21 protein-coding genes and 3 pseudogenes are annotated in these 23,014 nt (G+C 52.2%); 21 read left to right on the top strand and 3 right to left on the bottom strand.

The annotated features are described in order from the left end of the window. Position 1: 1 nt before the first annotated feature. From xylB to B9L21_RS07135, 9 genes are all read left to right on the top strand, one after another. A complete protein-coding gene (gene xylB, locus B9L21_RS07095) occupies positions 2–1,501 on the top strand; it encodes a xylulokinase (RefSeq protein WP_063165774.1) in 1,500 nt (499 codons plus the stop codon). A gap of 115 nt (positions 1,502–1,616) precedes the next feature. After that, positions 1,617–1,919 carry a hypothetical protein gene (locus B9L21_RS07100; protein WP_011231363.1) on the top strand — a complete coding sequence of 101 codons (303 nt, stop codon included), beginning with the start codon at positions 1,617–1,619 and terminating at the stop codon, positions 1,917–1,919. 305 nt (positions 1,920–2,224) lie between these two features. Further along, entirely contained in the window at positions 2,225–3,268 is a 1,044-nt protein-coding gene (locus B9L21_RS07105) for an NAD(P)H-dependent flavin oxidoreductase (RefSeq protein ID WP_063165775.1), read from the top strand. 107 nt (positions 3,269–3,375) lie between these two features. Then, complete coding sequence (locus tag B9L21_RS07110; protein ID WP_063165776.1) at positions 3,376–4,563, top strand: iron-containing alcohol dehydrogenase; 1,188 nt, start codon at positions 3,376–3,378, stop codon at positions 4,561–4,563. A 171-nt stretch (positions 4,564–4,734) separates the two neighbouring features. Beyond that, positions 4,735–5,136 (top strand): acyl-CoA thioesterase, encoded by a 402-nt coding sequence (locus B9L21_RS07115; RefSeq protein WP_063165777.1) that lies wholly within the window; start codon positions 4,735–4,737, stop codon positions 5,134–5,136. 453 nt (positions 5,137–5,589) lie between these two features. Beyond that, positions 5,590–8,016 (top strand): nitrite reductase large subunit NirB, encoded by a 2,427-nt coding sequence (nirB, locus tag B9L21_RS07120; protein WP_063165778.1) that lies wholly within the window; start codon positions 5,590–5,592, stop codon positions 8,014–8,016. 195 nt (positions 8,017–8,211) lie between these two features. Further along, entirely contained in the window at positions 8,212–8,517 is a 306-nt protein-coding gene (gene nirD / locus B9L21_RS07125; protein ID WP_063165779.1) for a nitrite reductase small subunit NirD, read from the top strand. A 17-nt stretch (positions 8,518–8,534) separates the two neighbouring features. Next, positions 8,535–10,676 carry an assimilatory nitrate reductase catalytic subunit NasC gene (gene nasC / locus B9L21_RS07130; protein WP_063167345.1) on the top strand — a complete coding sequence of 714 codons (2,142 nt, stop codon included), beginning with the start codon at positions 8,535–8,537 and terminating at the stop codon, positions 10,674–10,676. A 192-nt stretch (positions 10,677–10,868) separates the two neighbouring features. After that, the gene (locus B9L21_RS07135) at positions 10,869–12,080 is read left to right on the top strand and encodes a nitrate/nitrite transporter (RefSeq protein ID WP_063165780.1); all 1,212 of its coding nucleotides are present in this window, start codon (positions 10,869–10,871) and stop codon (positions 12,078–12,080) included. Positions 12,081–12,217: 137 nt separating this feature from the next. Here the strand turns inward: B9L21_RS07135 and B9L21_RS18040 are convergent, their stop codons facing one another. Both B9L21_RS18040 and B9L21_RS07140 read right to left on the bottom strand, forming a co-directional pair. Then, entirely contained in the window at positions 12,218–12,352 is a 135-nt protein-coding gene (locus tag B9L21_RS18040; protein ID WP_257722321.1) for a hypothetical protein, read from the bottom strand. Continuing rightward, on the bottom strand, positions 12,312–12,527 hold the full coding sequence (locus tag B9L21_RS07140; protein ID WP_063165781.1) for a Fur-regulated basic protein FbpA: 216 nt from the start codon (positions 12,525–12,527) through the stop codon (positions 12,312–12,314). The genes B9L21_RS18040 and B9L21_RS07140 overlap by 41 nt, the downstream gene beginning before the upstream one ends. 182 nt (positions 12,528–12,709) lie before the next feature. Here B9L21_RS07140 and B9L21_RS07145 point away from each other — a divergent pair, with 182 nt between their 5' ends. The 8 genes and pseudogenes from B9L21_RS07145 (at position 12,710) to B9L21_RS07180 (ending at position 18,614) form a co-directional block, all read left to right on the top strand. Continuing rightward, positions 12,710–13,015: a MerR family transcriptional regulator gene (locus B9L21_RS07145; protein WP_063165782.1), complete on the top strand. Its 306-nt coding sequence runs from the start codon at positions 12,710–12,712 to the stop codon at positions 13,013–13,015. A gap of 274 nt (positions 13,016–13,289) precedes the next feature. Next, on the top strand, positions 13,290–13,601 hold the full coding sequence (locus tag B9L21_RS07150) for a PTS sugar transporter subunit IIB (protein WP_063165783.1): 312 nt from the start codon (positions 13,290–13,292) through the stop codon (positions 13,599–13,601). A 1-nt stretch (position 13,602) separates the two neighbouring features. Next, complete coding sequence (locus B9L21_RS07155; RefSeq protein WP_063165784.1) at positions 13,603–13,935, top strand: PTS lactose/cellobiose transporter subunit IIA; 333 nt, start codon at positions 13,603–13,605, stop codon at positions 13,933–13,935. 16 nt (positions 13,936–13,951) lie between these two features. Continuing rightward, complete coding sequence (gene celB / locus B9L21_RS07160) at positions 13,952–15,271, top strand: PTS cellobiose transporter subunit IIC (RefSeq protein ID WP_063165785.1); 1,320 nt, start codon at positions 13,952–13,954, stop codon at positions 15,269–15,271. A gap of 25 nt (positions 15,272–15,296) precedes the next feature. After that, positions 15,297–16,079: pseudogene (locus B9L21_RS07165) on the top strand (glycoside hydrolase family 1 protein); the annotation flags it as partial. A 92-nt stretch (positions 16,080–16,171) separates the two neighbouring features. After that, the gene (locus tag B9L21_RS07170) at positions 16,172–17,101 is read left to right on the top strand and encodes an IS982 family transposase (protein WP_225995630.1); all 930 of its coding nucleotides are present in this window, start codon (positions 16,172–16,174) and stop codon (positions 17,099–17,101) included. Positions 17,102–17,113: 12 nt separating this feature from the next. Next, positions 17,114–17,749: pseudogene (locus B9L21_RS07175) on the top strand (glycoside hydrolase family 1 protein); the annotation flags it as partial. A 151-nt stretch (positions 17,750–17,900) separates the two neighbouring features. Next, positions 17,901–18,614, top strand: coding sequence for a GntR family transcriptional regulator (locus tag B9L21_RS07180; protein ID WP_063165787.1), 714 nt, complete (start codon positions 17,901–17,903; stop codon positions 18,612–18,614). Positions 18,615–18,686: 72 nt separating this feature from the next. Here B9L21_RS07180 and B9L21_RS07185 read toward each other — a convergent pair whose 3' ends face one another. Further along, the gene (locus B9L21_RS07185; RefSeq protein WP_063165788.1) at positions 18,687–19,820 is read right to left on the bottom strand and encodes an MGDG synthase family glycosyltransferase; all 1,134 of its coding nucleotides are present in this window, start codon (positions 19,818–19,820) and stop codon (positions 18,687–18,689) included. 162 nt (positions 19,821–19,982) lie between these two features. Here B9L21_RS07185 and B9L21_RS07190 point away from each other — a divergent pair, with 162 nt between their 5' ends. The 4 genes and pseudogenes from B9L21_RS07190 to B9L21_RS07205 all read left to right on the top strand — a co-directional run bounded on the left by B9L21_RS07190 (position 19,983) and on the right by B9L21_RS07205 (position 22,901). Continuing rightward, positions 19,983–20,558: a YkoP family protein gene (locus B9L21_RS07190; protein ID WP_063165789.1), complete on the top strand. Its 576-nt coding sequence runs from the start codon at positions 19,983–19,985 to the stop codon at positions 20,556–20,558. Between the two features lie 60 nt (positions 20,559–20,618). Next, on the top strand, positions 20,619–21,473 hold the full coding sequence (locus tag B9L21_RS07195) for a metallophosphoesterase (protein WP_063165790.1): 855 nt from the start codon (positions 20,619–20,621) through the stop codon (positions 21,471–21,473). 169 nt (positions 21,474–21,642) lie between these two features. Then, positions 21,643–21,855: pseudogene (locus tag B9L21_RS07200) on the top strand (sodium:proton antiporter); the annotation flags it as partial. Positions 21,856–21,974: 119 nt separating this feature from the next. Then, positions 21,975–22,901 (top strand): endonuclease I family protein, encoded by a 927-nt coding sequence (locus B9L21_RS07205; protein WP_063165792.1) that lies wholly within the window; start codon positions 21,975–21,977, stop codon positions 22,899–22,901. Positions 22,902–23,014: the final 113 nt, after the last annotated feature.

Genomic DNA, 23,014 nt, shown 5'->3' on the forward strand with positions numbered 1-23,014 from the left:
CGTGGAATATGTCATTGGCGTCGATTTAGGAACGAGTGCCGTCAAAGTGTTGCTTGTCGACCGACACGGCGTGGTGAAAGGGGAATGGACCGAGTCCTATCCCCTCTACCAGCCTCATTCCGGCTATAGTGAGCAGCGCCCGGACGATTGGGTGGAGAAGACGATTACGGCGTTGCGCCGCGTTTGGGAAACGGCGGGCATTTCTCCGGAGTCGGTCGTGGGCTTGAGTTTTTCTGGGCAAATGCACGGGCTTGTGCTGCTCGATGGCGACGGGAACGTCGTGCGCAACGCGATTTTATGGAACGACACGCGAACGACAGCCGAGTGCCGGGAAATTGAAGCGAAAGTCGGTCGAGAGACGTTGCTTTCGATCGCAAAAAACGAGGCGCTTGAAGGGTTTACGCTGCCAAAACTGTTGTGGGTGAAAAACCATGAACCCGAGCTGTACGAGCGGGCGCGGGTGTTTTTGTTGCCGAAAGATTATGTCCGCTTCCGCTTGACCGGGCACATGGCGATGGATGTATCGGATGCGGCGGGGACGCTGCTGTTGGATATCAAAACGAAAACGTGGAGCGAGGCGATCGCCCGGGCGGTCGGCGTCGATCTCACGCTTTGCCCGCCGCTTGTCGAGGCGACGGCGTTCGTCGGGACGCTGCGTCCGGAGGTGGCGGAACAGACCGGGCTGCCGGCATCGGTGAACGTGTTCGCCGGCGGGGCGGACAACGCTTGCGGCGCGGTGGGCGCCGGCATTTTGGCGGAAGGGAAGATGATGTCAAGCATCGGCACATCCGGCGTTGTGCTTGCCTATGAACAAAGCGGGGAAAAAGATTTCGCTGGACGAGTGCATTACTTCAACCATGCCGAGCCGAACGCCTACTATATTATGGGGGTGACGCTGGCGGCGGGCTACAGCTTTGACTGGTGGAAGCGGACGTTTGCCGAGGACGTGCCGTTTGCCGAGATCGTCCAGCGCGCTGCCGAGTCGCCGATTGGCGCCAACGGCTTGTTGTTTACGCCATATTTGGCCGGCGAGCGGACGCCTTATGCGGACGCCGATATTCGCGGGTCGTTTGTCGGCATTGATTCGGCGCAGACGAAATGGGATTTCGCCCGCGCGGTCATCGAAGGCATTACGTTCTCGCTCAACGAGTCGGTGGAGATCATCAAAGCGAGCGGCAAAACGATCGATTCGGTCGTCTCGATCGGCGGCGGGGCGAAAAGCGCTGAGTGGCTGCAAATCCAAGCCGATATTTTCGGCATCCCGGTGGAAAAACTGAAAAACGAACAAGGGCCGGGACTGGGCGCCGCGATGATCGCCGCCTGCGGCGTCGGCTGGTTTGATTCGCTCAAGGAATGCGCCGACGCGTTCAAACAAGTCGATTCCATCGTCGAACCGCGGCCGGATGCGGCGGCGAAATACAAAGAGCTGTTTGCGATTTATCGCGATGTATATCCGCGTACGAAAGAACTGGCGAAACGGTTAAAGGTGTTTCGGCCGTGACGATAAACTCCCTAAACCAGTGGATGGTTTGGGGAGTTTTTTGTTTGATCAAGCAATAAGGCAGGATGACCCGCCACGTTTGTCGAAAGGAGAACTTGAAAGGTGGAGATGAAACATGGACATTCGAAAAGAATTCGAACATCTTCAATATTTCTTTGACTCGTATTACAATCAGACGTTTTACAATGCTCAATTAGAAGAACAGTTTTTGCGATTTCTAGCGGATGAACCGGAGTGGGTGGTTCGTGCCTTGAAGCTGGAAGTAGAGAAGCTCGAACGCATCCACCATCGCCGCGATACGGAGACATGGGCAAAAATCGAAGAACTTGTTCATGAAAACAGCATGCGCTATTTTTCGTTTGAGGATGGCAAAACGTTTATCAAAGTGGCCAGCCGTTTGTTAAAGGATATTGAGTAAAGGGACAAATCATGAACAAACAGCCTGTTTATTGGACGTCAGGTGACAGCGATTAGGCATGGATCGTATTGTTCGCTTTATGTTTCGATCGATTGATTGAACAACGGATAACACCTGTTCTTACCATATGTATGTGAGATGTTGAAAACGCGCCGCGTTGGCCGGACAGCTGTCGTTCATGGAGCGTGCAAAAGACATAGTCGGCGTAAAGATTGATTCGACAAAGGGGGGAGGAAATCCGAGCACGAAGCGCGAAAAAATAGGAGAGGGGCAAAACGGTTTTAGCCGAAAGAAGGGAGATACGTATGTTCTCTACACTTCCCATCCCGATCATTCAAGCGCCGATGGCAGGCGGGGTGTCGACGCCTGAACTGGCCGCGGCGGTGTCGAACGCCGGAGGGCTTGGATTTTTGGCTGGCGGGTACAAGACAGCGGAAGCGATGAGGACAGAAATTCACAAGCTGCGAACATTCACCGACCGTCCGTTTGGGGTGAATGTGTTTGTGCCGGGGGATAAAGTGGTCGATGGAGAGGCGCTTGGCCGCTATCGCGCCGTATTGGCGGCTGAGGCGGAACGGCTCGGCGCAACAGTCGGCGAGCCGAAATGGGAGGACGATGATTGGGAAGCGAAACTGGATGTGCTGCTTCAGGAGCAGGTGCCGGTCGCGAGCTTTACGTTTGGCTGCCCGGACAAAGCGGTGATCGCCGCCTTGCAAAAAGCTGGGTCGTTTGTGATCGTGACGGTGACATCGGTGGAAGAGGCCCACATTGCATCTGAAGCTGGCGCGGACGCCCTTTGTGTGCAAGGGGCGGAAGCGGGCGGGCATCGCGCGTCGTTTCGCAACGATCCAAAGCAGGATGAGGCAATCGCGTTGTTCCCGTTGTTGGCCGACGTGCGCGCTTCGGTTCGGCTCCCGCTTGTGGCGGCGGGCGGGATCATGGACGGGCGCGGCATCGCGGCGGCGCTCAAAGCGGGGGCGAGCGCGGTGCAGCTCGGGACGGCGTTTTTGCGCTGCCCGGAAAGCGGGGCGCATCCGCTCCATAAGCAAGCGCTTGCCGATCCGAGGTTTACCGAAACGGCTATGACACGGGCGTTTACCGGCCGGCCGGCGCGCGGGCTGGCGAACCGCTTTATGGCCGAATATCGCGACCTAGCACCGGCGGCGTATCCGCACGTGCACCATATGACGAAGCCGCTGCGCGCTGCCGCCGCTAAGGCGGGCGATCCGGAACGGATGTCGCTTTGGGCTGGAGAAGGATACCGGCTGGCGCGGGAACTTCCGGCGGTGGAGCTTGTCGAGGAACTGAAGCGGGAGCTGGAGGAGGCTTGGCAAGATCGTGCATTTTAGCTTGTGTTGCGTTGCCGCGAGCAGGTGAACCAGGAAGTCGTTTGTTCCAATACGGCACGGTGTCCATTATTCCTATAAAAAATGTTGAATAAGGGGGAGAGGAAACTATGACCGTAGCCCGCATTGTGTTTCCGCCGCTCAGCCATGTCGGCTGGGGGGCGCTTAAGCATTTGGTTCCGGAAGTGAAGCGGTTGGGAGCGAAACATATTTTAGTCATCACGGATCCGGCATTGGCGAAAATCGGCCTGGTTGAGCAAGTGACGTCTCCGCTCCGGCAAGAAGGGTACAGTGTGCACGTATATACGGACGTTGTGCCCGAGCCGCCGCTTGCGACAGGGGAAAAGGCGGTGGCGTTTGCCCGCGATGGGGAGTTCGATCTTGTCATTGGCGTCGGCGGCGGCAGCGCGCTGGATTTGGCGAAATTGGCGGCCGTTTTGGCGGTGCATGACGGTTCGGTCGCCGACTACCTAAACTTGACAGGAACGCGGGCGCTCGAGAAAAAAGGGCTGCCGAAAATTTTGATTCCGACGACATCAGGCACCGGATCGGAAGTGACGAACATCTCCGTCTTGTCCTTAGAAACGACAAAAGATGTCGTGACGCACGATTACTTGTTGGCCGATGTGGCCATCGTCGATCCGCAGCTGACCGTTTCCGTTCCGCCGCGGGTGACGGCCGCAACCGGGATTGATGCGCTCACCCATGCGGTCGAAGCGTACGTGTCGGTCAACGCGAGCCCGACATCGGATGGGTTGGCGATCGCGGCCATGCGCCTCATTTCCCGCTCATTGCGCAAAGCGGTGGAAAAGGGAATGGACAAACAGGCGCGCACGGATATGGCGAACGGCAGTTACCTGGCCGGTTTGGCGTTTTTCAACGCTGGGGTGGCCGGCGTGCATGCGCTCGCGTATCCGCTCGGCGGGCAGTTTCATATCGCCCATGGCGAATCGAACGCCGTGCTTTTGCCGTATGTGATGGGTTACATCCGTCAAAGCTGCACGAAACGAATGGCTGATATCTTAAACGCACTCGGCGGCAACTCGAGCTTTTTGTCCGAAGTGGAAGCATCGTATCGGTGCGTTGAGGAACTGGAACGGCTTGTCGCCGATGTCGGCATTCCGAAGACATTAGGTGGATTTGGCATCCCGGAAAGCGCGCTAGAAAGCTTGACGAAAGATGCCGTCCAACAGAAACGGCTGCTCGCCCGCAGCCCGCTGCCGCTGTTGGAAGCCGACATCCGCGCGATTTACGAGGCTGCGTTTGCCGGGACGATCGTCGAGCCGGGCAAGGTGTAAACCGTTGGGAAACAGGCGCTGCAAACGGCGCCTGTTTGTTGGGATGATATATGACTTCCACATGCCAGCCTTCGCGCTGCATGATCCGCCAAACCAACGTTCTCTCAGGCAGGAATCCACGCGGCGAAGCGCGAATCAATGGAAAGAAACGGTGAAGGGAGATGGCAGGCGATGTTTACAACGGTGATTACGCCGCGCGTGTCGGAAACGGACGGCGTCGGCCATATTAATAACACCACCGTTCCAGTCTGGTTTGAAGCGGGACGGCATGAAATTTTCAAACTGTTTACGCCGGATTTGTCGTTTCGGCGCTGGCGGATGGTAATCATCCGCATGGAAGTCGACTATGTTAACCAAATGTATTACGGACAGGATGTGACGGTGTACACCGGCATTGAACGCATCGGCAATACGAGCCTTACGATTTATGAAGAAATCCACCAAAATGGGGTGGTTTGCGCCAAAGGGCGGGCGGTGTATGTCAATTTCAATTTTGACACCGGGCGGCCTGAGCCGATTCCCGATGAGATTCGAGCGCAACTGCATGAACATCTCTGGCAGCCGGGGGAATAGCAACGATACGAAAGGAGGCAACTTGCAGGGGCAAGTTGATAGGTGGCTCACGATCCACCGGCGGTCTCCCTATGAGCCATTTTCAGTGTGAAACGGTCTCCAGACGATGAGCTGGAGACTGTTTTTTGTGCAAATATCGTGTAATAAAAAGTGACATAAATTCACTTGAGCTATAGAAGGTAATCGCGTTACATCCGTATATTTCTCGGTTTTATCGCTCGATCATTCATTTTTAACGTTAAAAATATGTTATATTATTTGACAATCTAGGTGTATCTCTCGTTTTCATGTGATATCATGGGCATAACAAATAAAGGCAAAGGGGGAGCGGCGATGATTTCGCAAACGAGAGAAGTTGGAATATGGACGTTGCTGGTGATGACGATTCGGTTATGGCTGCGCAGTTAGCAGCTGGTTAGCTTGACACATCAATGAAGACGGAGGGATGAGAACATGAAACGGAAATTAGTGATGGTCGGCAACGGCATGGCAGGGGTTCGCTGCATCGAGGAGATTTTAAAATTGGACCGCGAGGCGTTTGAAATGACCATCTTCGGCAGTGAGCCGCATCCGAACTACAACCGGATTTTATTATCTACGGTGCTGCAAGGAAATACATCCATTGAGGAGATTACGCTCAACAGTTGGGAATGGTACGAGCAAAACGGCATTCGGCTGTTTGCCGGCGAAACGGTGACGGAAATTGACAGCGAGCAGCGGCTTGTCCATACCGACCGCGGGCGGACGGTCGAATATGATGAATTGATTTTGGCGACCGGCTCAAACCCGTTTATTTTGCCGATACCGGGGGCGGATTTGCCGGGGGTCACGGCGTTTCGCGATATTAAAGATTGCGAGCGGATGATCGAATATGCGAAAACGTATAAAAAAGCGGCGGTCATCGGCGGCGGTTTGCTTGGGCTCGAAGCGGCGCGCGGGCTGCTCAACTTAGGGATGGAAGTCGATGTCATCCACATTTTCGATTATTTAATGGAGCGGCAGCTTGATCCGACCGCTTCGAAGCTGCTGCAACGGGAACTCGAGAAACAGGGAATGAACTTTTTGCTTTGCAAAGAGACGGCTGAACTGTTCGGCAACGGCCGTGTCGAAGGGGTGCGGTTCAAAGACGGAACGGAAATCGCTGCTGACTTAGTCGTCATGGCGGTCGGCATCCGTCCAAACGTTGATTTAGCGCGGAAAAGCGGAATCGCGGTAAATCGGGGGATCGTCGTTAACGACTATTTAGAAACGAGCGTGCCGCACATTTACGCGGTTGGCGAGTGTGCCGAACATCGCGGCGTCGTCTATGGGTTGGTCGCTCCGCTTTATGAACAAGGGAAAGTGCTGGCGGAAGCGATTTGCGGCCGGAAAGGGCGGCCGTACGAAGGGTCTGTCGTCTCGACTCAGCTTAAAGTGTCGGGCGTCGACGTGTTCTCGGCCGGTGAGTTTATGGATGGCGAAGGAACGGAGTCGATCAAACTGTACGATGAAGCGCGCGGCATTTATAAAAAAGTCGTCGTCCGCGAAGGGAACATCGTTGGTGCGGTGCTGTTTGGCGATACGAGCGAAGGAAGAAAACTGTTCGATATGATTCACCGCGGCGATTCGCTCGAATCGCTCTCGCTTTCGTTATTTGCGCCGATTTCGACGGAAGGAAAAGGAAGCCTTGTGGCGGCGATGGCCGACAATGATGTCGTTTGCGGCTGCAACGGGGTAACGAAAGGAGCGATTTGTCAGGCGATCGCCGAACACGGATTAAAAACGGTTGCTGAGGTGCGCGACTGCACGAACGCTTCCCGTTCGTGCGGAGGCTGCAAAGGGCTTGTCGCCGAGCTGCTCGAGTATATGCTTGGCGCAGAAGCAAGCCGGTATGCGACGAAAGAAACGGTATGCAGCTGCACGGACTTAAGCCGTGATGAAGTGATCAAAGCGATCAAAGAGAAACGGCTGACGACGGTGAAAGAAGTTATGTATGTGCTTGAATGGAAAAACGAGGAAGGTTGTTCGAAGTGCCGACCGGCGCTCAACTATTACTTGGGAATGCTCTATCCGGGCGAGTACAACGAAGAAGTGGAATCGCTGTTTGTCAACGAACGGTTGCACGCTAACATTCAAGCAGATGGCACGTACTCTGTCGTGCCGCGCATGTACGGCGGGGTCACGACCGTAGAGCAGCTGCGGAAAATCGCAGACGTCGCTGAAAAGTACAACGTGCCGATGATCAAGTTGACAGGCGGGCAGCGCATTGATTTGCTTGGGGTGAAAAAAGAAGATTTGCCGCGCGTTTGGGCCGAGCTCGGCATGCCGTCAGGCTATGCATACGCCAAGGCGCTGCGGACGGTGAAAACGTGCGTCGGTAAGCAGTTCTGTCGCTTCGGCACACAAGACTCGACCGGGCTCGGCATTCGGATGGAGCAAACGTTTGAGCGGTTGAAAACGCCGCATAAAGTGAAAATGGCTGTTTCCGCCTGTCCGCGCAACTGCGCAGAATCCGGCATTAAAGACGTCGGGATCGTCGGCGTTGAGGGCGGCTGGGAAATTTACGTCGGCGGCAACGGCGGCACCCATTTGCGCGCGGCGGATTTGCTTTGCACGGTCAAGACGGAAGAAGAAGTAATCGAGATGACCGGTGCTTTTTTGCAATATTACCGTGAGTCGGCGCACTATTTAGAGCGAACGTCAAAATGGGTTGAGCGTGTCGGGCTTGAGCATATCCGCGAGGTGCTGTTTGATGTTGAAATGCGCCGCGGGCTGCTCGAGCGGCTCCATCAGGCTCTGGCAGCGACGAAAGATCCGTGGCGGGAAATCGCCGAAAGCGAGGAGCTTCGACAAACGTTGTTCCGTGACATGGCGGAGAAAGAACCGGTTCCGGCGGAATAAAGAGGTCGGTTGATGGTTGTGGTTTGGTTGGATGTTAAACGGTAGGAAAAGGCGGGGCTAGACGGGAAAGTTTCGCCGCCAATATGTAAGCCGTGTGAGATCATAAAGCCGACGCGGCGGTCGGCGGCGAAAAACGGTTGTCGGCCCTGTCCATTTTTGGTGGTGCATCAACGTTATTTTGGGGAGGAAGAAACGATGGCAAAAGTAGAAATTGGACGGATCGATCAGCTGCCAAAACGGCTTGGAAAATGTGTGCGCATCGGAGCGCTTGAACTTGCTTTATTTCGTACGGGTGAAGACCGGGTATATGCCGTTGAAAACCGCTGTCCGCATAAAGGGGGCGACTTGTCACAAGGCATCGTCAGCGGAGAGTTCGTGTTTTGTCCGCTTCACGATTGGAAAGTTTGCTTAAAAGACGGCCAAGTGCAGGCGCCGGATGAAGGATGTGTCAAAACGTACCGCGTCACCGTCGAGGATGGCCACTTGTATGTCGAGTTATAGGAAATGGGTGAGTGTTGATGACGAATGAGTTGTTGCGCTATTTTCGGGCGAAGGAAAAAGAGCGAGCATCGGAAACGGCCGCGGCTACGCAGTGCCCGTTTTGCAGCGTCCAATGCACGCTTCAGCTTGTCGAAGAGCGGATTGTGGAACGGCGCCGCTACAAGGCGATTCCGACCGATAACCCAACATCGCACGGCCGTCTTTGCGTAAAAGGGATGCACGCCCATCAGCATGCTCTCCACCCGGAGCGGCTTCTGTTTCCACTTGCCAAGGTGAACGGCCGGTTTGTGCGGGTGAGCTGGGACGAGGCGCTTGCTATGATCGCAGAACGGATTGATTCCATTCAAAACGAAGACGGGGCGGATGCGTTTGCCGTCTACGGCGGCGGTTCGCTGACGAATGAAGAGGCATATTTGCTTGGGAAATTCGCCCGCGTGGCGCTCGGGACGCGGCATATTGACTACAACGGCCGCTTTTGTATGTCGGCGGCTGCCGCGGCGATGAACGATGCGTTTGGGCTTGATCGGGGCTTGACGAACCCGCTGTCCGACATCCCGCTTGCTGGTACGATCATTTTAGCGGGCACTAATGTCGCGGAATGCCAGCCGACATTGATGCCATATTTTTACGAGGCGAAGAAAAACGGCGCCTTTATGATTGTCGTGGATCCGCGGCAAACGAGGACAGCGGAGATGGCGGATTTGCATTTGCGGCTGAAACCAGGAACCGATGCAGCGTTGGCCGACGGATTAGCAAAAGTGCTGCTTGAGGAAGGATATGTCGATGAAACGTTCGTGCGCGAACGGACAGCCGGGTTTGCCGAATGGAAACAGCATATCGCGGCAGTAGATATTGACGAGGTCGTCCGCGTGACCGATGTACCGGCCGAGAAAATTCGCCTAGCGGCAAGGAAGTACGGGGAGGCGGCCGAAGCGATCGTGCTCACCGCCCGTGGCCTTGAACAGCAAGCCGACGGGTATGTGGCTGTAAGAAGCTGGATTAATGTCGTATTGGCCACAGGGAAAATCGGCCGCCCCGGTTCAGGATTTGGTTCCATCACCGGGCAAGGGAATGGGCAAGGTGGACGCGAGCATGGGCAAAAAGCCGACCAACTGCCCGGCTACCGGAGCATTGAACATCCAGAACATCGCCAACATATCGCGAGCGTATGGGGCGTTTCGCCGGATGAGCTGCCGCGAAAAGGGGTGTCGGCGTATGAAATGATAAAAAAAATCGCCACCGGAGAGATTACCGGGTTGTTTGTCATGGGGTCGAACCCGGTTGTCTCGAGTCCGAACGCCGCATTTGTCGCCAAGGCGCTGCAAAAACTGAAGTTTCTTGTGGTCGCTGACTTGTTTTTGTCAGAAACGGCCGAGCTGGCCGATCTCGTTTTGCCTGTCTCGTCGTATTTGGAAGATGAAGGGACAGTGACGAACGTCGAAGGGCGAGTATGCTGGCGGCCGGCAGCGCGGAAACGGCCAGGGGAAGTAAAACACGATTGGGAAATTTTATGCGCGATCGCTCACAAGCTTGGCAAAGGCCAGTACTTCTCCTTCGCCTCGGCTGAAGACATTTTTAACGAACTTCGGCTCGCCAGTCGCGGCGGCAAGGCGGATTATTACGGGGTGACGTATGAGCGGCTGCGTCGCGAACGTGTGTATTGGCCTTGCCCGGATCCTAGCCATCCCGGGACAGCGCGGCTGTTTGCCGAACGGTTTGCCCATCCGGACGGCAGGGCACGGTTTGCTGTTCTCCCGTCTGGAGCGGAAAAAGAGGAGACGGATGAATTATATCCGCTTTATTTAACGACCGGGCGAGTGCTCGCTCATTACTTGAGCGGAACGCAGACGCGGCGCAGCCCGGCGCTGGCGGCCCGGCAGCTGGAGGCAATCATGGACATCCATCCGAAGACGGCCAAACAATACCGGATCGGCCCGGGCATGCTTGTGCGCATTGAAACACGGCGCGGCACGGCGGTCGTCCGCAGCCGTTACAACGACCAAATTCGCGAGGATACGATTTTTGTTCCGTTCCATTGGAGCGGTTTGCAGCAAATTAACAACGTAACGGCCGATGAACTTGACCCTTATTGCCGGATGCCGGCGTTTAAGCGCTGTGCGGCCCGGGTGCGGCCGGTTGTTGATTTAGGGAGAAACTAGACAAATAACAGCAAGAAAGGAAGTGAGCAGCCATTTTGGGTTGGCGGGCAGAACAAAAGACAGAAGAACGTTGCGTAGGCGTTTGTCGCAAAAAAACTCTCCGACGCATACGGCGGAGAGCAGGTGGAGAAATCGCTTTCAATACGAATTTTACCATAGTGGAACTCCTATGACAAGGAGGAACAAAAAAAGATGAAGATGAAGTCGTTTTGGCGGGCAGGACATGCTCCGACGCTGTTGTCGTCGTTTCTTTATTTCGATATCAGCTTTATGATCTGGAATTTGCTTGGCGCGCTTGGCGCGTTCGCCGCTGAACAATTTGCGCTCACGCCTGTAGAAAAAGGGTTGATGGTCGCCATTCCCGTGTTGGGCGGGGCGCTGCTGCGCATTCCGATGGGAATGCTCGCTGACCGTTGGGGGGGAAAGCGGGCTGGTCTGCTCGGCATGGTAATAACAGCTGTTCCACTTGTATGGGGGTGGCAGTTTGCGGATCGGATGACCGATGTGTATGCGCTCGGTTTTTTATTGGGGGTAGGTGGCGCCAGTTTTGCTGTCGCCTTGCCGCTGGCGAGCCGTTGGTACCCGAAAGAATATCAAGGATTGGTCATGGGGATCGCTGGGGCGGGCAACAGCGGGACGGTGCTGGCGACGTTGTTTGGCCCGCGGCTCGCCGAAGTGTACGGCTGGAATGCGGTGTTTGGCTGGGCGCTCGTGCCGCTTGCAACCGTCTTCTTCCTGTTCGCTTGGCTGGCGCGCGACTGCCCGACGGCAGTCAAACCGGTTGCTATAAGGGAGTATAAAGCGGTGCTTCGTAGGAAAGAATCATGGACGTTTTGCTTTTTTTACAGTTTGTCGTTTGGAGGATTTGTCGGGTTAACGAGCTATCTCGGCATGTTCTTCTTTGATGAATACGGCGTCAGCAAAGTCAGAGCCGGCGACTTTGTCACGGCGGTCGTCTTCGCCGGCAGTTTCGTCCGCCCGTTTGGCGGCTACTTGGCCGACCGAATCGGCGGGATGAAGCTCCTCGTCTTTTTGTTTGCCGCTAGTGCGGCTTTGCTTGTTGCTATCGGCACGCTCCCGCCGCTTGCTGCGATGTTCGGGCTGATGATTGCTCTGTTTCTTTGCTTTGGGGCTGCAAACGGCGCTTTGTTTCAAGTGATTCCGACCGTATTTCCGAAAGAGATCGGACTGTTGACCGGCATCGTTGGCGCGGCCGGCGGGCTGGGCGGGTTTTTGCTGCCGAACGCGCTCGGAATAATGAAACAGTGGACGAATTCGTATGCTTACGGGTTTTGGATGCTTGCCCTGGTGCTTGGTGCGGCGGTCGTGTTGGCCCGTCGTCTGCACATGCGGGCCACGGCAGCTGTCTGTCTCCCGCAAGAAGCGACCGAACAATCCGGATAAGAAGAAAGAAGGTGTCCCAAAAGGATCGGGACACCATTTTTATCCATGCGCGATGAACGATTGTGCCATTTCATAGATTGTATTTCTGTTGAACAGATCGATTCCTTGTTGCGGGCGGCTGGCCGGTGAATGTGCCGCTAGCGGTTTTGCAAAAAGCGAAGCAGCTCATCAGCCTGGCTGCCGACAAGTGTGATCAGCTGTTCAAACATGGCGTCGCGCTGTAAGTCCAATTCAATGATGCGCTTTGCCAGCTCGAGCGCTTGTTTGTCCATACCGGTCTCCTCCTTCCATGCTGTAGGCGGGATTGAATCGTTCGTATTCGCGGCGCAGTTCAGCCATCGTCCATTGTTCGAGTCGCTCGCGGCCGTCCGTCAAGCCGGCTTGCATGAGCTGTTGAATGTAAAATTGTTTTTGCCGCCATACTGCGCTTCGCATCCATTTTCCCATCCGCTTCCCCCCTGTGTTTTTTGTCTTTACGATACCATCGTTTTCTTCAGTATACAGCGAGTGTGTTAAGCTCATTTACAGGAAATTTAAAAAATATGTTAATTTTATTTACAAAAGTTAACGGACCATATTCATTTTTTGTATAATCGTGTTATAAAAAGTAACATAAAGAGGTGAGGGAAATGACGGTGAATCCGCATGAAGAGAACTATAAACAGAAAAAAGTCATTTCGATCGGCATTGTCAGTGAACTGACCGGATTGTCGCCACGTCAAATCCGCTATTATGAGGAACGGAAACTCGTGTTTCCTGACCGCTCGAAAGGGATTCGCAAATATTCGTTTGCGGATGTGGAGCAGCTGATGAGAATCGCCGACCAGCGCGAGGAAGGGGTATCCACGTATGAAATTCGTCAAGAGATGACAAAAGAGTTGCGTGAGCGGATGCTGAAGGGGCAAATGAATGCCCATTTTCGGCTGCGTTCGTAAGGAAAGATTCAACTGACTGCTCCTTCGCCTAGCATAGCACATAGGGGATCATTTAGTCATATACGAGCAAACCATAAGTCCGGTAATAAAAACATTTGGTGTTTAGCGCGTACAGAAGGATCAGTGCGCGCTGTTTTTTTTGCGGGTACAAAGGGGAATTGATTAAAAATATTAATCTTTTTTATTAAATGACTAGACAAATAAATTAAAATGTATATAATTAATATTGAAAACGATATCATTTTTTCATTCAATACAAAGGGAGGAATGAACTGTGAAACGAATTTTATTAGCGTGCAGCGCTGGAATGTCAACGAGCTTATTGGTGACGAAAATGCAGGAATACGTCAAATCGATTGGTGAAGAAGCGGAGATTTGGGCGGTCGGTCAAGACCAGGCAAAGAAGGAAATGGAAAAAGCTGATGTTGTGTTGATTGGCCCGCAGATGAGCTTTTTAAAAGGAGAGTTGCAAAAAGAGGCGCAAAAATACGGGATTCAAGTGGACGTCATTGATATGGTTGCCTATGGGATGGCGGATGGAAAAAAAGTGTACGAACAAGCACTGAAATTAATGGGGGAAAAATAAGATGGAAAAAGTGGACATACACCAACTTACGAATGAACAAATTGCTTTTCACATTATTTTGCATAGCGGCAATGCTCGTAGCAAAATTGTCCAAGCCATTCGTGAATATCGCTCCGGTCAAATTGAGGAAGCGGAACGATTGATCGAAGAAGCGGAACAAGAGTTAGGTATCGCACATGATGTCCATTTTCAACTTATCCAAAAAGAAGCGGGCGGAAAGCCAACGGAGATCACCTTGCTTCTTATGCACGCAGAGGACCATGTCATGTCAACGCTGGCGATGAAAGAGGTTGTGAAAGAGATGCTTGCTTTGTTAAAGGAACGGAATATATAAAAAGGAGGGCTGTCAAATGAACGGAGCTTTATTTGAGAAATTGAGCAAAGTGCTCGTTCCGATCGCCGGAAAATTGAATAACAGTCGTTATTTGCAAGTGTTGCGTGATGCGTTTATGTTGGCGTTCCCGCTAACAATTTTCGGTTCCATCGCAGTTGTCATCGCCAACTTGCCATTTTTAGATAAGATCATGAGTGAAAGCAGCCTGAATATGTTAAAAGATATGCTCGGTGTTGCCCCGAATGCCACGATGGGTGTGATGACGATTTTCGTTGTGTTTGGCATTGGCTATTATTTATCGAAAAGTTATGAAGTTGAAGGAATTTTTGGCGGCGCGATTGCCTTGGCTTCATTTCTTTTGCTGACGCCGTTTGTGGTCCAAATAGAAGGAAAGGAAGCGGTGCAAGGTGTCATTCCGCTTGATCGTCTTGGTGCGAAAGGAATGTTCCTTGGCATGATGACCGCATTTATCGCTGGGGAAATTTACCGGAAAGTGGTACAGAAAAACATTACGATTAAAATGCCGGCCGGGGTTCCACCGGCGGTTGCGAAGTCATTTGCGGCATTAATTCCGGCGGTGGTCACCCTGACCTTTTTCCTTGTCGTCAACATTATTGTAACACAAATATTTAAAACAAACATGCACGATGTGATTTACAATGCTGTACAAGCCCCGCTTGTCGGATTAGGAAGCGGCATCATTCCAACATTGATCGCCATTTTTGTCGCCCAAATTTTATGGTTTTTTGGGCTGCATGGGCAAATCATCATTAACTCGGTGATGGATCCAATTTGGAACACACTGTCGCTTGAAAACTTAAATGCGTACACACAAACAGGAGAGGTTCCGCATATCGTCAGCAAACAGTTTATTGAAATTTATACGGTCGGGATGGGCGGAACGGGAATGACGCTTGCAGTCATTTTTGCGATATTGCTCTTTATGAAGAGCAAGCAAATGAAGCAGGTAGCTAAGCTTGGGCTCGGACCCGGAATTTTCAATGTCAATGAACCGATCATTTTCGGTCTGCCAGTAGTGATGAATCCACTCGTCATTGTCCCGTGGATTTTGGCGCCCATGATCGTTACGCTGGTCACTTATTTGGCGATGTCTTCCGGGCTTGTGCCGCCTCCAAATGGTGTAGCGGTGCCATGGACCGTACCGATTTTTATTAACGGTATTATGGCGACAAACTCGTTAGCTGGCGGGCTGTTGCAATTGGTCAATTTCTTGATTGTGCTTGTTATTTGGTTCCCGTTCTTAAAATTCATTGACCGGATGAACTTGCAAAAGGAGAAAGAAGAGGAGCAAGACTCTACAAAAAATGTATCATAACTACGCAGCAAATGAGGTGAATTAGATGGAGCAGCAATTGAAGCAGCCAATCACATACCGCTTCCCTGCCGGTTTTTGGTGGGGAAGTGCGACGTCTGCAACACAAATTGAAGGGGCAGCCAACGAGGGGGGGAAAGGGAAAAATATTTGGGACCATTGGTATGAGAAGGAGCCACATCGCTTTTTTAACGGTGTCGGTCCGTCAACCACATCAGATTTTTATCACCGCTACAAAGAGGATATTGCTTTGATGAAGGAGATCGGGCATAATTCATTCCGGTTTTCGATTTCGTGGTCACGCTTGATTCCGGATGGAGTTGGTGAAGTCAATCCAGAAGCTGTTCGGTTTTACAATACGGTTATTGATGAACTGTTGACGAGTGGTATCGAGCCGTTTGTGAATTTGTACCATTTTGATATGCCGTTAGCAATGCAAAATATCGGAGGCTGGGAAAGCCGCGAAGTCGTGGATGCATACGCCCGCTATGCAAGCATTTGCTTTGAATTGTTCGGGGATCGGGTAAAAAAGTGGTTTACCCACAATGAGCCGATCGTTCCGGTGGAAGGCGGGTATTTATATGATTTTCATTACCCGAACATCGTAGACTTTCGTCGCGCTGTACAAGTGGCTTACCATACGGTGATTGCTCATGCCAAAGCCGTTGCCGCCTTCCGCAAGGCGGCTATCCCCGGGGGACAGATTGGCATCATTTTGAATTTGACGCCGTCTTACCCGCGCAGCCAGCACCCCGCTGATGTGAAAGCGGCGCATATTGCCGATTTGTTGTTTAACCGGAGCTTCCTAGAAGGCCGGTGAAAAAAGTACACCCTGAGGCAGGGATTTAGGGGGCTTATGTCGAAAAAGGAAGAAAAATCGTTGGAATGGAGCGTGAGCGGATCATGAAAGCCCCCAAAAACCCTTCGACTCAGCCTAAGATTCAAAAGCAATATGCCGCCATTTTCGTTTTTGTTTCTGCTCAACTTTCATGCATTCAGGTGCATCTTCATCGTCGAAATCGCCATTTGGTCAAGCAAGAGGACGCTGTCATCATCGCCATTCATCTTTTAGGAAAGCTGCTCGGTTTTACTTCTGAATGGGCGTGGCATCGTTTTGTCACGGGAAATTTGTTCACAAACGGCTCGTTTCTCGAACGTTCCCGGTATAACCGCCGCTGCCGGGCGCTTGGCTTCGCTATCAAATGGATCCGCCATGAGCTGGCAAAACGTGGCCAACATCATGCCTATGCCGTCGTGGACAGCTTGCCGCTCCCATTGTGCCATACGGCAAGAATGCATCGCGTCAAACGGTTTCAAGAGATCGCCGACATCGGGTATTGCGCTTCCAAAAAGCAATGGTACTACGGGTTGAAGCTGCACCTTCAAGTGACCGATCAAGGGCTGCCAATGGGGTATGTGGTGACGGAAGCATCTTGCCACGATCGAATCGCAGCCGAAAGCGTGATGACCCAAATTCCCCACCCGTATAACTTTGGGGACAAAGGATTCATTAGCCGTGACTTGCAAAAAAGGCTGTACGAAGAATACCAAATGGCGCTTTGGACTCCGTCTCGAAAAAACCAGAAACATCGTGCGTCTGAGACATGGGAGCAGTGGATCCAACAAAAACGCAAAGTGATCGAGACGGTGTTCTCGGTTCTGGTTGACCACTATCGCATCACGGGGATCCGAGCCAATTCGATTATCGGATTTGAAGTGGCCAAAACCGGAATTGGGAGCAGGAAGTCCTGCTCGTCTTCCCATCCTTTGGCGCCAAACGGCGGGGAGAATGGCCTCCAAAATTCGACATGTGGGAAGTCTATGCCCCATTAATTCACCGGCCTTCTAGATCCTGCGGTGAAAGGAGAATACCCGCAAGATTTGATTGAACTGTTGGATGAACACGACTTTTTGCCTGTAACGGAAGCCGGTGATCGTGAGTTGATCAAAGAAAACACGATTGATTTGCTCGGCATCAACTACTATCAACCGCGCCGTGTCAAGGCAAAAGAGCATCTCCCCAATCCGGATGCCCCGTTTTTGCCGGAGCGATTTTTCGATTATTATGCTATGCCTGGACGGAAAATGAATCCGTATCGCGGTTGGGAAATTTACGAAAAAGGCATTTATGATATTTTAATCAATATCAAAGAAAACTATGGAAACATTGAGTGCTTTATTTCTGAAAACGGGATGGGCGTCGAAGGGGAAGATCGGTTTCGTAATGAAAACGGCATGATTCATGATGATTACCGAATTGCTTTCATCCGCGAACATTTAAAATGGGTGCATCGCGCGATGGAAGAAGGGGTCAATGTGAAAGGCTATCACCTTTGGACGTTTATGGACAACTGGTCGTGGACCAACGCTTATAAAAACCGGTACGGGCTCGTTGCGGTTGATTTGGACAACGGCTTGAAGCGGACGATCAAAAAAAGCGGCTATTGGTTTAAAACAGTTGCAGAAAATAACGGATTTTGAATGAAGGAAAGGGCGTCCCGGGCAACAGTGGGGCGCTTTTTCTGACTGAGAGGATGAACGAAGAAGCAGGAAGAGGAGAGCACATTAGCTATTGTGCAGGCAGCCGATTGTTCGTACAATGGAAACAGAATCATAGCGAGGGATGAAAACAATGCCAAAGTATGAGAAAATTTCAAACGAAATACGTAGACGAATTAAAGAGGGGCTCTATTCCCCAGATGAGCCGATCCCTGATGAAATCTCGCTCGCTGAGGAGTTTGGCTGCAGCCGGATGACGGTAAAACGGGCGCTTGATGTGCTCGTGTCCGAGGGGCTGTTGTATCGAAAGCGCGGCCATGGCACATTTATTGTGAAATCCGCGATGCTTAACGGATTAGTGAACGTTGTCAGCAACGAAACGCTCGGCTTGACAAATTTATTGGAAGGACGAAAGGTGACAAGCCGTGTGATCACCTTTGAAGTGCTGTTTCCATCTGATGAGGTGGCTTCTCATTTATGCGTCCATGCGAACACACCGGTGTATCACTTAATCCGGTTACGGAATGTGGATGGAGAGCCGTACGTCATTGAGCGGACATATATGCCTGTTCATTTAATTCCAGGGCTGAATGAAACGGTGCTCCACGGTTCCATTTATCATTATATTACCCATGAGCTCGGGTTAACCATTGCCGGATCGCACCGAAAGATTCGCGCCGATAAACCGAACGAGTTTGATCGGCAATACTTGCAATGTGCGCCCGATGATCCTGTGTTGGAGTTGGAACAGATTGGCTTTTTAAACAATGGGGAGCCGTTTGAGTATTCATTTTCCCGCCATCGGTATGATAAATTCGTATTTGTCACCGTCAGCACCCGTCGCTAAAAGGCGTCTGCCCAGCTGTTTTGAGGCAGGCGCCTTTTTCTATATATGGAGGAGGTGATCAAGTCAGAGCGGTTACAACTTTTGCCGAGACGGCACGGCCGCTAAAAATCGCTCGTAAATAACAAGCGCCGGGTCGGCTGGGGAGAGGGTGCGGTGATAGTCGTCGATCTTGGCGAGGCAGCGGGCCAGTGCCGGCGAGTTTAAGGTCGAGACGATCGCCTCTGACAGTGACGGAAGCCGGCGCCAATGGCGGAAATCAAAAACGAGCCCGTCATCGCACAAGAGACGGAAGTTGATTTCCTCTTGCCCCGGCAACATGGCATAAATGAACGCCGGTTTTCGCTTGCGGAGACATTCGCTTAGAGTGACGCCGCCCGGCTTCGTAAGCACAAAATCAACTTCATCATACAGGGCGCTCATGGCTGCAGGCGACGAAATATAACGGAGCGGGAGAAGACGCGGATGGTTGTTCTTTCTCAACCGTTCGTACAGCTGTTCGTTTGTGCCGCATAACACATAATAGTCAACCGGGTCATTCGGTGCGATTTTACGGAAGAGCTGCTCCCAATCGCCAAGGCCTAGGCTGCCGCCGCTAATGAGCCCGATGTAGCGGCTGCGCACAGCCCGCGGCGCCGGCGGCCGGGCGGTAAACGCCGGGTGAACGGGAATGCCGGTGACGGCGATCTTCTCGGTGGCGACTCCTTTTCCGGCTAATGCTTCCTTCATGGCCGGATGGCCGACAAAATGGCCATCAATGGCTGTTTTTCCCCATAAGTTATGGACAAAATAATCGGTATACACGTTGACGACAGGAATGTCGATTTCCCCACGCTGTTTAAGAAGATCGAGCAAATGCGATGGAAACGCATGCGTACAGATAATAAGCGCCGGCTTTAGGCGACGGATCAGCTGTTTCAGATGGCCGCCAAACAGCCACTCATAAGGCGGGAATGACGGCGGTTTGGAGACAGGGCGCAAAACAGAGCGGCGGTAGGCGGCGCTGTATGCCTTCGGCGCATGGTGGATGCAGCGCAAATAAAAGCGCGAAATCCACTGCTCTTTGGCGCCGAGCCGCGAGGAAAGCAGTTCGATTTTTTCACACTTCACAGCGCGGTCAATCGACCGCAACCCTTCGGCCAGCGCCTCAGCAGCCCGATGGTGGCCGGACGGAAGCTGAAGGAGCGGAAGAAAAAGCACCGTTGTCATAATGATCACAACCTAGCATAAATTTGGGGTTTGATTTCAGTATGCACGGCCTGCGATCGGTTATGCGATGGGGCTATGCTCCTTTTTTCCCCATTTATAATGCGCCGGCAAATGTTCCACAATGTTAATGCATAAGATCCAAGGCAAAGGAAGGATGCGTGCATGAAGGAAAAAGCGGTCCAATGTTTGTTGGCGATGTGGGGAGCCATCGATCCGATTTATTACGCCTGTTCCCGGCTCGAATACGCCGGCGAGGAGCGGGATGGGCGCCGCTCCATTTTTCGCGTCCGCCCGCTCCAGTACAAAGGGGAGACGATCCGCCTGTCGGACGGAACGACGATTGCGGCGAACGATTGGCTGTTGAAAATCCATCTTCACAACGTCCGGCTCGTGCGCGACCTGTTTCGTTATGACAGCGACATTAAAAAAGGGCGCTATCTTCTCGAGCAAGTCAAAGCCGGCTTGCCGTATGTCGCCTACCATCTTTATCACCATCAACATTCTGAACGGATGAAAGGGATTATCGGCATTACGATGTTAAACAAAGGATGCGAACGGCTTGGATTTGAAACGGTAGATATTTCTAATCCGTTGTACCGTTGGTTCAAAACAGCGGCGCTTGTGCCGATGATGGCGGTGGCCCGGCCAGGCCTGTCGCCGTTTAGCCGGCCGCCGAAGTATTTGTTGATGTCGAAAGAAAAGCTGTTTTCCTTATACGGTTACCATCTCATCCACTAACTCCCTCTTTCTTCTCTCCTCCTTTTCACTATAATGGTTATCGAGGGAGGAGAGAAGACAATGACGTTCTTTTTCATCATTCTATCATTCTTTTTGTTGTTCGCTTTTGGTCTTCGAAAAGCACACCGCAACACGTATGAAGCGGTTTTGCATAAAGTTCAGGTCGGCAGCCCGAAGGACGGAAACAACGCTATTCGCATTTTACAGCTGTCTGACCTTCATTTAGAAAAGCTGTCTATTTCCCCGGATGATTTATACGAAAAGCTGAAAGGGGAACCGGTTGACTTGATTGCTTTGACCGGTGATTTCCTAGACCGCGAAGCGAGCATCGCCAAACTCGGGCCGTATTTGACGGCGTTGAAGAAGTTGCAGCCAGTTTATGGCATGTATGCGGTGTTCGGCAACCATGACTACGTGCTTCAAGGCGAGCCGCTTGAACGCTTGAAGGCGACGCTTGAGGAGCACGGCTGCATCGTGCTGCAAAACGAAACGAAGACGATTACGGTTCACGGCCAAACGGTCAATATTATCGGCATTGACGATTTTTACACGGGGCGCAGCGACATCAAAAAGGCGTACGCCGGCGTGAAGAACGGCATCAACTTAGTGTTGACGCATGACCCGGACATCGTGCCGCATATGAGAGACTATCATTTTGATTATTTGTTGTCCGGCCACTTTCATGGCGGGCAAATTCACTGGCCAAAGCCGTATCATTTGGCGAAAATGAGCAAAACGCTCACTGAGCGGAACATGATTAAAGGCTATCATGAATGGGACGGCAAGCCGTTTTATATTAACGAAGGGCTCGGGCAAACTGGAGTGAACATCCGGATCGGCTCGAAGCCGGAAGTGACGCTCCACTTGTTGTCGTTGCCGTCCGTTTCACAAAGCGAAACGGTCAAAGCTGTCTAAAAGGCAGCTTTTTATTTATTTCTCCTTTTGAAAACGCTTTCTGACCTGCTCAGCATGGCGGATCGCTTCGTCCTCGTCTGCCTTATGCCACGAACGGGGAAAAGGGATAACGAACTGCATAGAAAAAGGAAACAACCGCCATACTTTTAAGGAAAGGAACGAATTGTCAATGGAGCCGTCGTGGAAGGCGCTGTTGCCATTTTTAGTGGTCATCCCGATTTCGATTTGGACGAAGCAAGTAATCACTGGGCTGTTTGTCGGACTTTTCGTCGGCAGCTATTTGATGCCGCCATCGCTGCTTGGCGGTCTGCGGACGGTGCTTCATTATGTTGTTGACAACTTGATGCAGACAAACAACATTCGCATTATTATTTTTCTATACCGCATTTTTCTATACCGCGCTCCTGTTCGGTGCTACGTCGTTTCTTTTTCGCTAGCCATGTTGCCGTCTTCCCCCCTTTCCATGGTAAACTAAAGGAAAAGAAAGAGAGGGGAACGGCGATGGAGGAGGCGGCACGGCAGCTTGAGGAGCTTGGCCAATGGCGAACAGACGATGCCGCCGCGCAGCTTGAACAGCTGAGCGAGCGGCTTGCTGAAGAGGACGCGTATTACCGTGCTGGAGAAGACCGGCAGGCGCGCGAACGGTATTACCGTTATGTGCCGTTTGACGGAGACGGATTGATGCTGTTTGTCCGCTATCATGAGTTAGTGGCGCACACCCATAAACGGCGTCTGCCGTATTTTTTCAGCAAAGACGAGTATTTGTACACATGGGTTGACTTACAGCCGGACGGGACGGTGCGCAGTTTGTATTCCGGCGAGCGAAAAGATCCGAAAACGTTGATCGTCCAAGATGTTGAAACGATGAAGCGGCGCTATGACGAGTTTCGCCAACTGTTAAAAAAAGCGAAACAGGGGCCGGGCGATGTGCGCGAGCGGATGAAAACGATCGAGAAGCAATGGAAATTCAATGCTGAACATGTCGTGCCGCAGTCATGGTTCGGTGCCCGTGAACCGATGAAAGGCGATTTGCACCATTTGTTCGTCTGCCAGCCGGAGTGCAACACGCTTCGGTCGAACTTCCCGTACGCTGACTTTCCATTTTACAATCCGGAAGATCCGAGCGAACAGATCCAGAACCGATGCGGCGTCGCCCATAACGGCTATTTCGAGCCGGAGTACGGCAAAGGGACGGCCGCACGGGCGATGTTGTATTTTTTGCTTCGCTACCCGAAGGCAATTGCAAAATCGTTCCGGCGCAAAATCGATATTCCGCTTCTTGTCCGCTGGCATGAGCAATTCCCGCCGACGGTGTACGAATACCATCGCAACAGCGCTATTTTTTTTATTCAAGGCAACCGCAATCCGTTCATCGATCTTCCCGAGTTGGCTAGGCGGATGGTGTTTCCGTTTGAAGGGGCGCTGTGAAATGAGGTGAAAGGCGGATGCCTGCCTGTTGTCCCGGGTGTCAAGGAATAAGGAAGATGAGCAGAAAAGCTGTCTCCGAAAAACGATCGTTCGTTTCGGAAGACAGCTTTTTT

The organism is Geobacillus uzenensis (assembly GCF_002217665.1).
Classification (GTDB): Bacteria; Bacillota; Bacilli; order Bacillales; family Anoxybacillaceae; genus Geobacillus; species Geobacillus subterraneus.

What these genes read in the sequence shown, in the direction of transcription:
- B9L21_RS07100 (WP_011231363.1), top strand. Translation starts at nt 1,617, where the DNA reads ATGGACATTCGAAAAGAATTCGAACATCTTCAATATTTCTTTGACTCG.
- B9L21_RS07105 (WP_063165775.1), top strand. Translation starts at nt 2,225, where the DNA reads ATGTTCTCTACACTTCCCATCCCGATCATTCAAGCGCCGATGGCAGGC.
- B9L21_RS07110 (WP_063165776.1), top strand. Translation starts at nt 3,376, where the DNA reads ATGACCGTAGCCCGCATTGTGTTTCCGCCGCTCAGCCATGTCGGCTGG.
- B9L21_RS07115 (WP_063165777.1), top strand. Translation starts at nt 4,735, where the DNA reads ATGTTTACAACGGTGATTACGCCGCGCGTGTCGGAAACGGACGGCGTC.
- nirB (WP_063165778.1), top strand. Translation starts at nt 5,590, where the DNA reads ATGAAACGGAAATTAGTGATGGTCGGCAACGGCATGGCAGGGGTTCGC.
- nirD (WP_063165779.1), top strand. Translation starts at nt 8,212, where the DNA reads ATGGCAAAAGTAGAAATTGGACGGATCGATCAGCTGCCAAAACGGCTT.
- nasC (WP_063167345.1), top strand. Translation starts at nt 8,535, where the DNA reads ATGACGAATGAGTTGTTGCGCTATTTTCGGGCGAAGGAAAAAGAGCGA.
- B9L21_RS07135 (WP_063165780.1), top strand. Translation starts at nt 10,869, where the DNA reads ATGAAGATGAAGTCGTTTTGGCGGGCAGGACATGCTCCGACGCTGTTG.
- B9L21_RS18040 (WP_257722321.1), bottom strand. Translation starts at nt 12,352, where the DNA reads ATGGACAAACAAGCGCTCGAGCTGGCAAAGCGCATCATTGAATTGGAC.
- B9L21_RS07140 (WP_063165781.1), bottom strand. Translation starts at nt 12,527, where the DNA reads ATGGGAAAATGGATGCGAAGCGCAGTATGGCGGCAAAAACAATTTTAC.
- B9L21_RS07145 (WP_063165782.1), top strand. Translation starts at nt 12,710, where the DNA reads ATGACGGTGAATCCGCATGAAGAGAACTATAAACAGAAAAAAGTCATT.
- B9L21_RS07155 (WP_063165784.1), top strand. Translation starts at nt 13,603, where the DNA reads ATGGAAAAAGTGGACATACACCAACTTACGAATGAACAAATTGCTTTT.
- celB (WP_063165785.1), top strand. Translation starts at nt 13,952, where the DNA reads ATGAACGGAGCTTTATTTGAGAAATTGAGCAAAGTGCTCGTTCCGATC.
- B9L21_RS07170 (WP_225995630.1), top strand. Translation starts at nt 16,172, where the DNA reads ATGAAAGCCCCCAAAAACCCTTCGACTCAGCCTAAGATTCAAAAGCAA.
- B9L21_RS07180 (WP_063165787.1), top strand. Translation starts at nt 17,901, where the DNA reads ATGCCAAAGTATGAGAAAATTTCAAACGAAATACGTAGACGAATTAAA.
- B9L21_RS07185 (WP_063165788.1), bottom strand. Translation starts at nt 19,820, where the DNA reads ATGACAACGGTGCTTTTTCTTCCGCTCCTTCAGCTTCCGTCCGGCCAC.
- B9L21_RS07190 (WP_063165789.1), top strand. Translation starts at nt 19,983, where the DNA reads ATGAAGGAAAAAGCGGTCCAATGTTTGTTGGCGATGTGGGGAGCCATC.
- B9L21_RS07195 (WP_063165790.1), top strand. Translation starts at nt 20,619, where the DNA reads ATGACGTTCTTTTTCATCATTCTATCATTCTTTTTGTTGTTCGCTTTT.
- B9L21_RS07205 (WP_063165792.1), top strand. Translation starts at nt 21,975, where the DNA reads ATGGAGGAGGCGGCACGGCAGCTTGAGGAGCTTGGCCAATGGCGAACA.